This is a genomic window from Streptococcus sp. CSL10205-OR2, from assembly GCF_025660655.1.
GTDB lineage: Bacteria > Bacillota > Bacilli > Lactobacillales > Streptococcaceae > Streptococcus.
In genome coordinates this window covers 110978-127750 of sequence record NZ_JAOTIN010000002.1, presented here as the reverse complement: position 1 = coordinate 127750, position 16773 = coordinate 110978, and the positions used below count along the sequence as shown (strand labels likewise).

The following is a 16773-nucleotide window of genomic DNA, read 5'->3' as shown; positions in this document are numbered from 1 at the left end:
TTAATCGGTCGCTTTTTCTAACTCTGAGATAGTTTATATCTCAGTAAAGCTTGTCAGTTTTGACAAGCTTTTCTGAAATATAAAGCCAATGAAGAAAGGATAATAGTCGCCATGACAGAACATGTCATTGAAATGAGAGAAATTACCAAAATTTTTGGTGATTTTGTGGCAAATGACCATATCAATCTCAATGTTAAAAAGGCTGAGATTCATGCTCTTCTTGGAGAAAATGGTGCAGGTAAGTCAACTTTGATGAATATGCTTGCTGGATTATTAATTCCAACAAGTGGTGAGATTTTACTCAACGGTCAAGTTGTCAACATCGATTCTCCAACAGCATCATCTCGTTTAGGAATTGGAATGGTTCATCAACATTTTATGTTGGTTGATGCCTTTACTGTTGCTGAAAATATTATTTTAGGTAATGAAATTGTAAAAAATGGTTCTCTTGATATGAAGAAAGCTATTGAAGAAATTAAGTTTTTGTCGGAAAAATACGGTCTTGCAATTGATCCTACAGCCAAAATTTCTGATATTTCAGTAGGAGCACAACAACGTGTTGAAATTTTAAAAACATTATACCGTGGTGCTGATATCCTTATTTTTGATGAACCTACTGCAGTATTAACACCATCAGAAATTCAAGAATTGATGGAAATTATGAGAAATCTAACAAAAGAAGGTAAATCTATTATTCTGATTACGCATAAGTTAGATGAAATTAGAGCCGTAGCTGATCGTGTGACAGTAATAAGACGTGGTAAAAGTATTCAAACCGTTGATGTTGCTGGAGCAACGTCAAAAGACTTAGCTGAAATGATGGTTGGTCGTTCTGTTTCCTTTAAAACTGAAAAAAAACCTTCTCAACCAACTGATGTTATTTTGTCTATTAAAGATCTCGTGGTTAATGAAAATAGAGGAGTTCCTGCTGTTAAAGGATTGTCCCTTGATGTCAGACGTGGTGAAATTGTTGGCATAGCAGGAATTGATGGAAATGGTCAGAGTGAATTGGTGCAAGCTATTACAGGTCTTAGAAAATCCAAATCAGGAACCATTACGATTAAGGATATTGATGTAACAAAATATCATTCTCGTAAAATTACTGAATTAAGCGTCGGTCATGTTCCAGAAGACAGACACCGTGATGGTTTAATTTTAGAAATGACCTTGGCAGAAAATACTGCGCTTCAAACTTATTACAAAGAACCGATGAGTAAAAATGGTGTTCTAAACTATAATGAAATCAATAGCTATGCTCGTCATCTAATGGAAGAATTTGATGTTCGTGGTGCTAATGAGCTTGTTCCTGCAAAAGGATTTTCAGGTGGTAACCAGCAAAAAGCCATTATTGCAAGAGAAGTAGATAGAAATCCAGATTTATTAATTGTTAGCCAACCAACTCGTGGACTTGATGTTGGGGCGATCGAATACATTCACAGTCGTCTTATTCAAGAACGTGATAAAGGTAAGGCGGTCTTAGTGGTTAGTTTTGAACTTGATGAAATTTTAAATCTCTCTGATAGAATTGCTGTTATTCATGACGGTAAAATACAAGGGATTGTTCTTCCAGAAAAAACAAACAAACAAGAGCTTGGTATTTTAATGGCTGGTGGAACTGTTGAAAAGGAGGAAACTCATGTCTAAAAGGACACAGCAAATAGCCGTTCCTTTAATATCCGTTTTATTTGGATTACTTTTAGGTGCGATTGCTATGCTTATATTTGGTTATGATCCTATTTGGGGCTATGAGGGTCTATTCCAAACTGCCTTTGGTAGTGTTCGTAATATTGGTGAAATTTTACGTTCTATGGCACCACTTATTTTAATTGCTCTAGGTTTTACAGTTGCTAGTCGAGCTGGATTTTTCAATATCGGTTTATCTGGTCAAGCGATGGCTGGCTGGTTTGCTTCTGGCTGGTTTGCTTTGATGAATCCAGATATGCCTAGGCCATTAATGATTTTAATGACTGTTGTTATTGGTTTAGTCGTTGGTGGTCTTGTAGGTGCTATTCCTGGTGTTTTGAGAGCCTATTTAGGGACTAGTGAAGTTATTGTGACCATCATGATGAACTACATCATTTTGTATATTGGTAATTCACTTGTTCAAAATGTTTTTGATGATAGTATTAAAAGAAGTATTGACTCAACTTTACAAGTAGGTAGTAATGCTTCTTATCGTTCAGAATTTCTTTCTGCTATAACAAGTAATTCACGAATCAACATTGGTATTTTCTTTGCTATTATTGCTATAGCTGTTATCTGGTTCTTATTAAATAAAACAACATTAGGTTTTGAAATTAGATCAGTTGGTCTTAATCCTTTTGCTAGTGAATATGCTGGTATGGCATCAAAAAGAACCATTGTTTTATCAATGATTATTTCTGGAGCTTTAGCAGGCTTAGGAGGAGTTGTGGAAGGCCTTGGAACGTTTGAAAATGTCTTTGTTCAAGGAAGTTCTTTGTCAGTTGGTTTTGATGGTATGGCTGTTAGTCTTCTTGCTTCTAACTCGCCTATCGGTATCTTCTTTGCCTCATTCTTATTTGGTATTTTAAATGTTGGGGCTCCTGGTATGAATGCTGCTGGAATCCCACCTGAAGTCATCAAAGTTGTGACGGCTTCCATCATTTTCTTTGTTGGGGCTCACTATATTATTGATCGCTTTATTAAAACTAAAAAATCATCTAAAAAAATAGCGAAAGGAGGAAACTAGTATGAATTTGGTGACAACACTAAGTCTATTGATTTCTTCCATGTTGATTTACGCAACACCTTTAATTTTAACTAGTATTGGTGGTACATTCTCTGAACGTTCAGGAGTTGTAAACGTTGGTTTAGAGGGTATTATGGTTATTGGTGCTTTTTCAGGAGTTATCTTTAACTTACAATTTGCAGATACTTTTGGAGATGCTACGCCTTGGTTGGGTGTTTTAGTTGGTGGTTTTGTTGGTATGGTTTTTTCACTCCTACATGCCTTAGCAACAATTAATTTTAGAGCTGACCATATCGTTAGTGGTACCGTTTTAAATCTATTAGCACCATCACTTGCTATTTTTCTGGTCAAGGTTTTTTATGGTAAGGGACAAACTGATAACATTTCAGAATCTTTCGGAAAATTCAACTTTCCTGTACTATCAGATATACCAATTATTGGACAGATTTTCTTTAGACACACCTCTTTAATCGCTTATTTGGCAATCATCTTTTCATTTGTAGCTTGGTATGTTTTATACAAAACAAGATTTGGCCTTCGACTTCGCTCTGTTGGTGAACATCCTCAAGCAGCTGATACCTTAGGAGTTAATGTTTATCAAATGAAATACTTTGGTGTGATGATTTCTGGCTTTCTAGGTGGTATGGGTGGGGCTATTTATGCGCAATCTATCTCTGTTAACTTCTCATCAACAACTATTTTGGGTCCAGGATTTATCGCATTAGCAGCAATGATTTTCGGGAAATGGAATCCAATTGGTGCCATGCTTTCTAGCTTGTTCTTTGGTTTATCACAAAGTTTAGCAGTTATTGGAAGTCAGTTAGAATTTCTATCAAAAATTCCAACAGTTTATCTTCAAATTGCACCTTATGTGTTAACAGTAGTCGTTTTAGCCATCTTCTTTGGTAAAGCAGTTGGCCCTAAAGCAAATGGTATTAACTACATTAAATCAAAATAAAATTTAGTATAAATTAAGAAGAGTGGTGTTTTTAAAAAATACCACTTTTTTAATTATTTGATAGTGAAATCAATTGAAAGCGTATGAAACTTATGTTATACTGGAAAGACAAGTCATAACATATTATGATAAATAATTATAAAGAGGTAACTATATGAGTAAAATAGTTGTAGTTGGAGCTAACCATGCAGGTACGTCTGCTATTAAGGCGATGTTGAGCAATTATGGTGATGAAAATGAAATTGTGGTTTTTGACCAAAATTCAAACATCTCATTTTTAGGGTGTGGTATGGCATTATGGATTGGGAAACAAATTGCTGGCCCAGAAGGACTTTTCTATTCTAACAAAGAGCAATTAGAAGAAGCTGGTGCAAAAGTTTATATGAATTCTCCAGTTGAGTTTATCGACTATGATAAAAAAGAAGTTCATGTTCTTCTTGATGGACAAACTAAGCATGTTGAATCATACGAAAAACTTATTTTAGCTACTGGTTCTGAACCAATCATTCCTCCAATTAAAGGTGTTGAATTACAAGAGGGATCATTAGAGTTTAAAGCAACTCTTGAAAATGTTCAATTCGTTAAGTTATATCAAAATTCACAAGAAGTGATTGAAAAACTTAAAGGTGAAGATATAAAACGTGTCGCTGTTGTTGGTGCAGGTTATATCGGTGTTGAATTAGTTGAAGCTTTTGAGCGTCTTGGTAAAGAAGTTGTTCTTATCGATGTTGCTGATACTTGTTTAGGTGGCTATTATGATCGTGACTTAACTGAAATGATGAGTAAAAACCTTGAAGATCATGGTATTGAACTAGCCTTTGGTCAAACAGTAACGGCTGTTGAAGGTGACGGCAAGGTAGAACGTGTTATCACTGATAAAGCAAGCTTTGATGTTGATATGGTTATCATGGCTGTTGGATTCCGTCCTAATACAGGTCTTGGAAATGGCAAGATTGAATTATTCAGAAATGGTGCCTTCCTTGTTGACAAGAAACAAGAAACTAACATTCCTGGTGTTTATGCTATTGGTGACTGTGCAACCGTTTATGATAATTCATTGAATGATGTTAACTACATTGCTTTAGCATCAAACGCTGTTCGTTCAGGACTTGTTGCAGCTCACAATGCTTGTGGTCATGAAATTGAGTCTGTTGGTGTTCAAGGATCAAATGGTATTTCTATTTATGGTCTTAAAATGGTTTCAACAGGTTTAACTTTAGAAAAAGCAAAACGTGCTGGCTACAATGCTACAATGACTGAGTTTAGTGATCTTCAAAAACCTGCCTTTATTGAACATGACAATTATAAAGTTACCTTAAAAATTGTTTATGATAAAGACACTCGTGTTGTTTTAGGGGCACAAATGGCTTCAGAAGAAGATATGTCAATGGCTATTCACATGTTCTCTCTAGCGATTCAAGAAAAAGTAACTATCGAACGTTTAGCACTTCTAGATATTTTCTTCTTACCACACTTTAACCAGCCTTATAACTATATTACAATGGCTGCTTTAACAGCAAAATAATGAAAAGAACTTAGGCTTTTATAGCCTAAGTTTTTAACATCAAAAAACCTCCACTTTGGAGGTTTTTTGATTAATTTTTAGCTGCACTTGAAAATTCTTCTTTTTCAAACGCTTCATCAATAATATCTTTTAATTGTTTTGCTGAAGCTTGCATTTGTTGCAATTCTCTATCATTTAAAGGAATATTAACAGGTCTAACAATACCGTCTGCACCAATAATAGCTGGTTGACCGATAAAGACATCTTCAACACCTTCGTATTGTCCTTGTTGGAAAACAGAAAGTGGTAGAACAGCATTTTCGTCATCAAGAATAGCTTTTGTAATACGTGCTAAGGCAACAGCGATACCATAGAAAGTTGCGCCTTTTTTGTTGATGATAGAATAGGCAGCATCTCTAACAGAAATAAAGAGATCAACTAATCCTTGCTCATCAACATCTCGGTTATCTTGTAACCATTGCTCTAGTTTTACACCAGCAACGTTAGCGTGTGACCAAACCGCAAATTCTGAATCGCCATGTTCTCCCATGATATAGGCGTGAACTGATCTAGCATCAATACCAATTGTATCGGCAAGTGCTTGACGGAATCTAGCAGAATCAAGAGAAGTACCAGAACCAATAACACGTTCTTTAGGGAAACCAGAGAACTTCCATGTTGAGTAAGTTAAGATATCAACGGGGTTAGCTGCCACTAGGAAAATTCCCTTAAAACCAGAATCAACAATTTTTGTAACCACTTCTTTATTAATACGAAGATTTTTTTCAACTAAGTCAAGACGTGTTTCACCTGGTTTTTGAGGTGCTCCAGCTGTAAGAACCACAAGGTCCGCATCATGAGCATCCTCATAGTTAGCAGAGTAAATCTTTTTAGGTGATGTAAAAGCAAGAGCATGACTTAAGTCTTCAGCATCTCCTTGCGTTTTTTCTTGGAAAATATCAATAATACCAAGTTCTTGCGCAATACCTTGGTTAACTAGTGCAAAAGCATAAGATGAACCGACAGCACCGTCACCGATAAGAATTACTTTTTTACGTTGCTTTGTTGAAATCATTATAAAAAATCTCCTTAATATTTTTACTATGTCAATATAAGCTTTATTTTAGCACTTTGTCGTTTTTTTGTCATGGTTTTTAAGTAAAATCTGCAAAATGTTTTCAGAAAGCGGTACCAAAGATGAAAAAATAGCCATTTTATGGTATAATAATAAAGACTTTTAACAAAGGAAAGAGGCATTTTTAATGCAAGACAGAAATCTAATAAATGTTAATTTAACCAGTGAAATGAAAAATAGTTTCATTGATTATGCGATGAGTGTTATTGTAGCAAGAGCTCTTCCAGATGTTCGTGATGGTTTAAAACCAGTTCATCGTCGTATTTTATATGGGATGAACGAACTTGGTGTGACGCCTGATAAACCTCATAAAAAATCTGCACGTATCACTGGTGATGTCATGGGTAAATACCACCCTCACGGTGATTCTTCTATCTATGAAGCAATGGTTAGAATGGCGCAGTGGTGGAGTTATCGACATCTTTTAGTAGATGGTCATGGGAACTTCGGTTCCATGGATGGTGATGGTGCAGCTGCACAACGTTATACAGAAGCTCGTATGAGTAAAATAGCTGTTGAAATGCTACGTGATATCAATAAAAACACTGTAGACTTTATTGATAACTATGATGGTAGTGAAAGAGAGCCAGTTGTTTTACCAGCTCGTTTTCCTAATCTTCTAGTTAATGGTGCAACAGGTATTGCAGTTGGGATGGCAACAAATATTCCACCGCATAATCTTGGTGAAACCATTGAAGCTGTTAAGTTGGTTATGGATAATCCAGAAGTTACAACTAAAGAATTAATGGAAGTGATTCCAGGACCAGATTTTCCAACAGGTGCTTTAGTTATGGGAAGAAGTGGGATTCATAAAGCCTATGAAACTGGGCGTGGTTCCATTGTTCTTCGTGCTAAAACTGAGATTGAAACTTTAAAATCTGGTCGTGAACGTATTGTTGTCACTGAGTTTCCTTACATGGTTAATAAGACAAAAATCCATGAGCATATTGTTAAGCTGGCTCAAGAGAAACGTGTTGACGGTATTACTGCTGTTCGTGACGAATCAAACAGAGAAGGTGTGCGTTTTGTTATTGAAGTAAGACGTGATACCAGTGCCAACGTGATTTTGAACAACCTCTTCAAATTAACTAGTCTTCAAACTAATTTTAGTTTTAATATGCTAGCCATTGAAAAAGGTGTGCCAAAAATTTTATCACTTCGTCGAATCCTTGATAACTATATCGATCATCAAAAAGAAGTAGTTGTCAGAAGAACCCAATTTGATAAGGATAAGGCTGAATCAAAAGCTCATATCTTAGAAGGATTACTAATTGCTTTAGATCACATTGATGAAGTGATTAAAGTGATTAGAAATAGTGAAACTGATGCTATTGCTAAGGCTGAGTTGATAAGTCGTTTCAAACTATCTGACCGTCAGAGTGTTGCTATTTTAGACATGCGTTTACGTCGTTTGACAGGTTTAGAACGTGATAAAATCCAAAAAGAGTTTGACGATTTAATTGCTCTCATTGCTGACTTGACTGATATTCTCAATAAACCTCATCGTGTTATAACCATTATCAAAGAAGAGTTGGATGAGGTTAAGCGTAAGTACGACGATAAACGTCGCACAGAACTAATGGTTGGAGAAATTCTTAGCCTTGAAGATGAAGACTTGATTGAAGAAGCAGATGTTTTAATCACGCTTTCAAATAAAGGCTATATTAAACGTCTCCCTCAAGATGAATTCCGCTCACAACGCCGTGGTGGTCGTGGTGTACAGGGAACTGGTGTAAACGATGATGATTTTGTGAGAGAACTCATTTCAACCAGTACACATGATACCATGCTCTTTTTCACAAATCTTGGACGCGTCTACCGTTTAAAAGGCTACGAAATTCCTGAGTATGGACGAACAGCTAAAGGTCTTCCAGTTGTTAATCTGTTAAAACTAGATGAGAATGAACGAATTCAAACGATTATCAATGTTAAGACAGATGACTTTGAGAACAAATATTTGTTCTTTGCTACTCGATATGGTATGATTAAGCGTGTTAGCGTATCTGCCTTTAAAAATATCAGAAAAAATGGTCTGATTGCTTTAAATCTTAAAGAAAACGATCAGCTGATTAATGTGCTACTCACTGATGGTGATAATGATATCATCATGGGAACACAAAAAGGCTACTCTGTTCGCTTCAAGGAAACCGACTCAAGAAGTATGGGTAGAAGTGCAACAGGTGTTAAAGGAATTAATCTAAGGGACGGTGATGTTGTCGTTGGTGCCTCTTCTATCCATGATGAACAAGAAGTTCTCATCATCACAGAGAAAGGTTACGGCAAACGAACTAGTGCCACTGAGTATGCAACAAAACATCGTGGTGGTAAAGGAATGAAGACAGCTAATGTTACTAATAAAAATGGTATTTTAGCTGGTTTAACGACTGTTGATGGTGATGAGGATATTGTGATTATTACTGACACTGGTGTTATCATTAGAACAAGTATTGACAGTATTTCTCAAACTGGTCGTGCTACTCAAGGTGTTAAAGTCATGCGCCTTGATGACAATGCCAAAATCATGACATTTGCCTTAGTTGATTCTGAAGAAGCTGACGAAACTCTAGAAGAAGGGAATGAGACAGTAACGAATGAATAGAAGGAAAAAACGTTCTACTTTAAAACGTGTTTTACTGAACACACTTGTTTTTCTTCTGCTTTTAGTTGGTTTAGCACTTATTTTCAATAAACCTATTAGAAACACACTTATCGCTTGGAATACCAATAAATATCAGGTAACTAAGGTTGATAAAAAAGAGATTGATAAAAACAAAAAAGCTAAATCAACCTTTAAATTTGAGGATGTTGAATCCTTAAATGTTGAAGCAGTCCTTGCTGCACAAATGAATGCACAAGATTTACCAGTTATTGGTGGTATTGCGATTCCAGAATTGGAACTTAATCTTCCAATCTTTAAAGGATTGGACAATGTCGCACTAAGCTATGGGGCTGGAACAATGAAAGAAGATCAAGTGATGGGTCAAGGCAACTATGCGCTTGCTAGTCACCATGTGTTTGGTTTAACGGGGTCTTCACAGATGCTCTTTTCTCCTTTGGATAACGCCAAAGAAGGAATGAAGATATATCTAACAGATAAAGAAAAAGTGTATGTCTACACCATCAATATGGTAGAGCAAGTGACTCCTGATAGGGTTGATGTGGTCTATGATGTTGAAGGAAAAAATCAGATTACTCTTGTCACCTGTACGGATGCTGAAGCAACTTACCGTACCATTGTTTATGGTGAATTAACAGAAGAAATTGCTTTTGATGATGCTGATCAATCAATCTTAAAAGCGTTTGAAAAACAATACAACCAAATTTCTTTATAAACTACTAAGAGAGGTGCTTAGCATCTCTCTTTTTTTATTTATGATTAGGCATCTTCTTAAACTTTTTATCATTTTTACAGTGTGTAATGCTTAAAAATATGGTAAAATATCAAAAAAGGTTGTTTTTAACAACAAGAGAAAGGGAACCCATGAGCACAGTTGCTAGTATGTTAAATGATGTTGAAAAAATTATTGTTCTAGATTACGGTAGTCAGTATAATCAGTTGATTACACGTCGTATCCGTGAGTTAGGCATTTTTTCTGAGTTGATGAGTCACAAGATTTCTGCAGAAGAAGTTCGCGCTATTAACCCGATTGGAATTATCTTATCAGGTGGTCCAAATTCTGTTTATGAAGAAGATAGTTTTAAAATTGACCCAGAAATTTTAGAATTGGGAATTCCCGTTCTTGGGATTTGTTATGGGATGCAGTTAATCACTCATACTTTGGGTGGTAAAGTGGTACCAGCTGGAACGGCAGGAAATCGTGAATATGGTCAATCACAATTAAACTTGACACAAACTTCTCAATTATTTGAGAATACGCCAGAAGAACAAATTGTTCTTATGAGTCATGGTGATGCGGTCACAGAAATCCCTCAAGGCTTTGTTAAGACTGGGGAATCACTAGACTGTCCTTTTGCGGCCATTGAAAATGCTGACAAACGCCTTTACGGTATTCAATTCCATCCAGAAGTGCGTCACTCTGTTTACGGCAATGACATTCTTAAAAACTTTGCTGTCACCATCTGTGGTGCCTCACGTAGCTGGTCTATGGATAATTTCATCGATCTTGAAATCCAAAAAATCCGTGAAAAAGTTGGTGATAAAAAAGTCCTTCTTGGTCTTTCAGGTGGTGTGGACTCGTCAGTTGTCGGTGTTCTTCTTCAAAAAGCGATTGGCGACCAACTAACATCTATCTTTGTTGACCACGGCTTACTTCGTAAAGGTGAGGCTGAGCAAGTCATGGAGATGCTTGGCGGTAAATTTGGTCTTAATATCATTAAAGTGGATGCGCAAAAACGATTCCTTGATAAACTAGCTGGGGTTGATGATCCTGAGAAGAAACGTAAAATCATCGGCAACGAGTTTGTCTATGTTTTTGATGATGAGGCAAGTAAACTTAAAGACGTGAGCTTCCTTGCACAAGGAACTCTTTATACTGATATCATCGAGTCAGGCACTGAGACAGCGCAAACCATCAAGTCACACCACAATGTTGGTGGCCTTCCTGAAGACATGCAATTTGAGTTGATTGAACCATTAAACACCCTCTTTAAAGATGAAGTACGTGCGCTTGGAACGGCACTTGGTATGCCTGATGAGATTGTTTGGCGCCAACCATTCCCAGGACCAGGATTAGCCATTCGTGTCATTGGTGAAATCACAGAAGAACGTTTGAAAACCGTTCGTGAATCAGATGCTATCTTGCGTGAAGAAATAGCAGCAGCAGGACTTGACCGTGACATCTGGCAATACTTCACCGTTAATACCGGTGTACGCTCAGTTGGAGTTATGGGAGATGGTCGTACCTACGACTATACCATTGCAATTAGAGCCATCACATCAGTAGATGGGATGACAGCAGACTTTGCTAAGATTCCTTGGGATGTTCTCCAAAAAATCTCAGTACGTATCGTTAATGAAGTAGACCACGTTAACCGTATTGTCTATGATGTTACCAGCAAACCACCAGCAACAGTTGAGTGGGAATAAGAGAACTTTGTTGTATAAACTTAAAAGAGAGAAACTGTGAAATTAGTTTCTCTCTTTTAAGTTTTTAAAGTTAGTGAAAATGTTTATTTCTTATTAAAAGTAGCGAATAAAATAAATCTGCATATTTATATTTTTATATCTTGTTATAAAAACTCAAACAATATGATATAATTTATTTATAAACTTTTTAATCTTATAATTGTTTGTAGAAAGGAAAAACTATTGTGAATAATTTTAATTTGTTGTTTAAAAATGTAGACCCTAACGACAAAAAAGGACTTTCAGAAAAAGGTTTTGTCGTTGCTAAACTATTAAGAATATTTGCTATCATAGCCATTATCATTACTCTAATTATTGCCATTCCTGTTATTCTTGGTGGTAGTTTACTTGCCGGTTTAGGTTTGGAGAGTGCTGGAGAAGTTGATCCTGAGATTGCTGTTACAGGAGGAATTTTTCTTGCTGTTATTGGATTTATAATCCTTTTGTTTAGTATTATTGGTCAGATTATTACGTTATGGTACACTGGAAAATTAAAAAAACAGTTTGCCCAAAATGAGACACCAAGCTCTGTTCTTCCAATCATCTTTTTAGTTTTTTCTTTATTATCAGTTTATGGTAATCTAAGACCTGAATTCAACACTTTTGGTGTTTTACTTAATGGCTTTATTGCTTATTTATGGTTTGTTGTCATTAGTATTATTAAAAATCTTAAGAATATGGAATAAAAAATGGCTAAAAAAGTGAAAGACTATTATGATATTGATTACTTAAAAATGATGTCAAATAAGATAGCAGCAATAAGTAACGATTTTAATAGTAAAAAATTTCTTGAACTCACAAGAAATTCTATTGAACAACTGGAATTTAATCAAAGACAGGACTTAATAGCGAAAGCCCTATATGAGTCTATCAATTTAGGCTATGAAGAGACACTTTTGATTTTTTATGAAATACTGGGGGATGAATTAAAAGGAAATGCTGGTGCCTTTTCTGAAGGCTGGTGGCTTTGGCCGATTGGAAAATATGTCGAACGATATGGTGAAGATTACCTAGAGGCTAGTCTATCCTTCAGTAAAGAACTGACTAAGAGATTTACGTCAGAGTATTGCATGAGACCACTAATAAAAAAATACCCGAAGGAAACCATGAAGGTATTAGAAGAGTGGAGCATGGATGCAAATGAAAGGGTTAGAAGACTTTCTAGTGAATGCCTTCGTATTAGGCTACCATGGGCGAAAAAGCTATATACTGCTTTAGATTATTTTGACCAGTATTATAAGATTTTAACAAACCTAAAAGATGACAAAGACAAGTATATTCAAAAAAGTGTCGCCAATAATCTCAATGACTTATATAAGGAAGATGAAGAAAAGTTTTATTTTATTGTTAGGAGTTGGGAAAAAGGTGATTTGAGTAAAGAATCTAAATGGGTTATCAAACATGGTTCCCGCAATGTCAAGTGAAGCTAGATTTGCATCGGAGAATTATAGATTCAATGGACAAGTTGGGTTTTATTCATGTCACACTTATCGCTGATTATTTCAAGATAATAAGAATTTATTTATAAAGAAATATTAAACTAAAAAAAGAAATCAAAAGACTTTAGTATTATGAACCGCACCCTAAAAGTTAGACACAAAATCTAACGATTGGGGTGTTCTTTTGATGTTATTATGTTAGCAATTTTACATGACTAACCTCATAAGCATGGTATAATAAGAGTAAAGATAACTTGTAGAAATCAATCTCGATGTAACAATTGTTACCTGAGCACTAATCATAAAACGATATTTTAGAAAGAGGTATCAAATGATTAAAGATAATGACATCCCACTCAAAACAAGGTTAAAAGAATTATTGATAGATTGGCTAGTGATTGTTGGCTACCTCTTTTTGTTATTTCTAGTAGCGACCTTATTTTATCAACTGTTCTTTGGTGGCATACCTCTTTTTTCAGAGGTTACGTCACAACTAATAGCTACCTTGACGTCTGTTGTTCCAATTGTTTTGCTGTTTTCTTACCTTGATTGGCGTGGTGGTAGTATTGGTAAAAAGAAAACAGGGTTAAGAATGCATTTCAAGAAAAAACAGTTTCGTTTTGCTCTCATCAGAAATGTGATTAAATTTTTACCCTGGCAGTTGGGGCATATGGCTACCATTCACGGCATTTACCATGATTTTGATACTATAAGCCTTGTTTTACAAATTCTAAGTATTGGTCTTATGTTGGATATGTTTGCCATGGGAATTCTTAGAAAAGATAAACGACATTTTGCTGATTTTTTAGCTGGTTCTCAGGTGCAAGCACCTCATCCTTCACAGTTAAATCATGCTGTCATTGATTCTATGGATGATAAGTAATAGTGAGGAGAGTTGATGGTGATAGAAAATAGACCTGAGTTTAAAAGCATTAAATCATTTGAAGAATTTGAAAAATATTATTGTTATCGTAAGGAACTGGCAGAAATTTGTAAGTCTCTGGACTTGGAATATCGTGGGACCAAGAAAGAGTTAAATCAGATTATCAAAGCTTACTTTGATGGGGATTTGATTAGAAAATCGAGCAAAATAGTTCCCAAAAAACGAGTTGAAGAGATAAGTCTTGATACACCATTACTGATCTGAGGATTTTCTTTTAATGCCACATTTAGAGAGTATTTTTCTGATTTGACTGGTGTCTCTCCTTTTAAATTCACGGCAGATATGGCAACAGCATGGCGTAAGGTCAAAAGAGAACAGAATTTTGACTTTACCATTGCTGATATGCTCAGCATTTACCGTGGAGACTCCGATTATGCTAAATACGACCATTCAACAAGTCAGTGGAATCTCTTTTTAAAAGATTTCCATGCCGATGACATCAGTCAAGAGTATACCAATAAGCTAAAAGTGGCAGCTATTTTGTGGAACATTGTTAAGAACAGCAAAGGTGAGAAGAACTATCGAAGAGCAGTTGTCGCAGAAAATCGTGACAAAATTAAGCAATATTTGAAATGATTTTTTGTGCTTTTAGTGTAAAAATTGAGTTTTAAAATAAATTAAAGATAAAAAATACTTTTATCAATTGTATAAATACGTGCAAAAACCGATAGAATATTTTATAATTTATTTAAATTATAAAAAAGAAAGGTTAGGATATAGTATATTGTTGTTAAAAAACAGTAATATATTTTGTTAATATTCTTATTTATTTAGAATGATTAGTTCAATTTTAATAAAAAATATTGGAAGTTACGATGAAAATGGCGTGTGTTTTGAAAAATTAAGAGAAATAAACTTTGTTTATGGATCAAATGGTAGTGGAAAAACAACAATTTCAAATTTTATTTATGACAAAACTGATACTAAATATAATGATTGTTCAATGAATTGGACAAATGATCAACCATTAGATGTTTTGGTCTATAATAAAAATTTTAGAGAACGTAACTTTGGAAAAGGAAAATTAAATGGAGTTTTTACATTAGGTGAAGCCACTGCTGAAGATATAAGAACAATTGAATCTAAAACTGATGAATTAAAGAGAATCAAAGAGGAAGGGATAAAGAAAAAAGAAACTCTTGAAGTCCAAAAGAAAAAGAAAGAAGAATTAGAAAATCAATTTAGGGATACAACTTGGCAAAAAGTTTACAAGAAAAATGAAACTTATTTTAAGGAGGCTTTTAAAGGTTTTTTACAAAAGGAATCATTTAAAAATAAACTTATTCAAGAGTCAGAATCAAACACTGAAAAATTAGAAACGCTTGAAAATTTAAAAGAAAAAGCCGAAACAATATTCGGGGAGAGACCTCAAAGAATCGAACCAATAAATCTAATTTCATTTGATAAGGTATTGAAAATTGAAGAAAATAAAATTTGGGGAAAAATTATAGTCGGAAAAGCAGATGTAGATATAGCAAAATTGATTCAAAAAATAAATATCAATGATTGGGTAAATCAAGGTAGAGATTATATCGAGGATGATATTTGTCCCTTTTGTCAACAACAAACAATAACTGAGGAATTTAAAAAACAATTAGAAATTTTTTTTGATGAATCTTATTTAAATGATATTGAGTTGATTAAAAGTTTAAAAGAGGAATATAGCAATTTGACTCAAAATATAATAAATCAACTAAATGCTATTGAAGAAAAACAAAAAATATTAAGCAATACTAAACTTGATATTGATCAATTTTCCGCTTTCTTAAAGACTCTTATTAGTCAAAATAGTACAAATATACAATATCTAAATAACAAAATTAAAGAACCGAGTCGAAGTGTTGAATTGATATCGACAAAAGAGCAATTTAATTTTATTGTTGAGTTGATTAATGGAGCTAATGCTGAGATTGAAGCACATAATAAGATTGTTGAAAATTATGAAAGTGAACGTAATAACCTTATTAAAGCTATTTGGAAGTTTATCACTGAGGATTATAAAACTGAAATAACTTCTTTTAAATCTAAAAAAGATGGTTTAGAAAAGGGAATTTCAAATTTAGAAAGTCAATTCAAAGCAAAGCGAGAAGAGTACAGAAAATTAGATGTTGAAATTAAAAATTTGAGTAAGAATATTACAAGTATTCAACCAACTATTGATGAAATTAACCGATTATTAAAATCATACGGATTTTTAAACTTTGAAATTGTTCGCGCACAAGAAGATGGATTTTATCAAATTCAACGAGAAGACGGCACAATTGCAGAATCCACTTTAAGTGAGGGGGAAATAACTTTTATCACTTTTCTATACTTTTTACAATTGGCAAAAGGAGGAATTTCACAAGACGAAGTAAACAATGAAAGAGTTTTAATAGTTGATGACCCCATTTCAAGCTTGGACAGTAATGTCTTGTTTGTTGTTAGTACTCTTCTAAAAGACATTATTAAGTCAATAAAGAAAGATATAGGAAATATAAAACAATTAATTCTATTAACTCATAATGTGTATTTTCACAAAGAAGTGTCTTTTATTGATGGAAGAACTAAAACTTGCAATAAGACCAACTATTGGATTCTAAGAAAAAATGATAAAATTACCAGTTTGCAAAATTTTGAAATGGAGAATCCCATTCAATCTTCTTATGAACTGCTTTGGCAAGAATTGAAAAGCAATGATATAAAATCAAGTCTAACAATTCAAAACATAATGCGTAGAATAATTGAAAATTATTTCAAATTGCTTGGAAAGTATGGTGATGATGACTTAATTTTAAATTTTGATTCTAAAGAGGATAAACAAATATGTCGTTCTCTAATTTCGTGGATTAATGATGGTTCACATAGCATTAATGACGACCTATTTGTTGAACTTCAAGACAGAACAATTGAATCTTATCAAAGAGTATTTAAAGACATTTTTATAAAAACAAATCACGAAGGTCATTATAATATGATGATGGGCATTAATGAGTAAAAGAAATTAATTACCATTTTA

The 16773-nt window shown here is 34.3% G+C and carries 12 protein-coding genes and 1 pseudogene; 12 read left to right on the top strand and 1 reads right to left on the bottom strand.

What is annotated here, in order from left to right:
• Positions 1 to 111 precede the first annotated feature (111 nt).
• From N7659_RS01905 to nox, 4 genes are all read left to right on the top strand, one after another.
• On the top strand, positions 112 to 1644 hold the full coding sequence (locus N7659_RS01905) for an ABC transporter ATP-binding protein (protein WP_263275549.1): 1533 nt from the start codon (positions 112 to 114) through the stop codon (positions 1642 to 1644).
• Entirely contained in the window at positions 1637 to 2710 is a 1074-nt protein-coding gene (locus N7659_RS01900; RefSeq protein WP_263275548.1) for an ABC transporter permease, read from the top strand. Before N7659_RS01905 ends, N7659_RS01900 begins: the two co-directional genes overlap by 8 nt.
• A 1-nt stretch (position 2711) precedes the next feature.
• Complete coding sequence (locus tag N7659_RS01895; RefSeq protein WP_263275547.1) at positions 2712 to 3668, top strand: ABC transporter permease; 957 nt, start codon at positions 2712 to 2714, stop codon at positions 3666 to 3668.
• Between the two features lie 154 nt (positions 3669 to 3822).
• Positions 3823 to 5193 carry a H2O-forming NADH oxidase gene (gene nox, locus N7659_RS01890; RefSeq protein WP_263275546.1) on the top strand — a complete coding sequence of 457 codons (1371 nt, stop codon included), beginning with the start codon at positions 3823 to 3825 and terminating at the stop codon, positions 5191 to 5193.
• A gap of 70 nt (positions 5194 to 5263) precedes the next feature.
• Here nox and N7659_RS01885 read toward each other — a convergent pair whose 3' ends face one another.
• Positions 5264 to 6247 (bottom strand): L-lactate dehydrogenase, encoded by a 984-nt coding sequence (locus N7659_RS01885; protein ID WP_263275545.1) that lies wholly within the window; start codon positions 6245 to 6247, stop codon positions 5264 to 5266.
• 187 nt (positions 6248 to 6434) lie between these two features.
• Here N7659_RS01885 and gyrA point away from each other — a divergent pair, with 187 nt between their 5' ends.
• The 8 genes and pseudogenes from gyrA to N7659_RS01845 all read left to right on the top strand — a co-directional run bounded on the left by gyrA (position 6435) and on the right by N7659_RS01845 (position 16752).
• A complete protein-coding gene (gene gyrA / locus N7659_RS01880; RefSeq protein ID WP_263275544.1) occupies positions 6435 to 8906 on the top strand; it encodes a DNA gyrase subunit A in 2472 nt (823 codons plus the stop codon).
• Positions 8899 to 9639 (top strand): class A sortase, encoded by a 741-nt coding sequence (locus tag N7659_RS01875; protein WP_263275543.1) that lies wholly within the window; start codon positions 8899 to 8901, stop codon positions 9637 to 9639. Before gyrA ends, N7659_RS01875 begins: the two co-directional genes overlap by 8 nt.
• Positions 9640 to 9788: 149 nt before the next feature.
• Positions 9789 to 11354 (top strand): glutamine-hydrolyzing GMP synthase, encoded by a 1566-nt coding sequence (guaA, locus tag N7659_RS01870; RefSeq protein ID WP_263275542.1) that lies wholly within the window; start codon positions 9789 to 9791, stop codon positions 11352 to 11354.
• A 224-nt stretch (positions 11355 to 11578) separates the two neighbouring features.
• Positions 11579 to 12079 carry a UbiA family prenyltransferase gene (locus N7659_RS01865; protein WP_263275541.1) on the top strand — a complete coding sequence of 167 codons (501 nt, stop codon included), beginning with the start codon at positions 11579 to 11581 and terminating at the stop codon, positions 12077 to 12079.
• A gap of 3 nt (positions 12080 to 12082) precedes the next feature.
• Positions 12083 to 12817 (top strand): DNA alkylation repair protein, encoded by a 735-nt coding sequence (locus N7659_RS01860; RefSeq protein WP_263275540.1) that lies wholly within the window; start codon positions 12083 to 12085, stop codon positions 12815 to 12817.
• 346 nt (positions 12818 to 13163) lie between these two features.
• A complete protein-coding gene (locus tag N7659_RS01855) occupies positions 13164 to 13715 on the top strand; it encodes an RDD family protein (protein WP_263275539.1) in 552 nt (183 codons plus the stop codon).
• Positions 13716 to 13733: 18 nt separating this feature from the next.
• Positions 13734 to 14351, top strand: a pseudogene (locus N7659_RS01850) (SAP domain-containing protein).
• 199 nt (positions 14352 to 14550) lie between these two features.
• Entirely contained in the window at positions 14551 to 16752 is a 2202-nt protein-coding gene (locus N7659_RS01845) for an AAA family ATPase (RefSeq protein WP_263275538.1), read from the top strand.
• Positions 16753 to 16773: the final 21 nt, after the last annotated feature.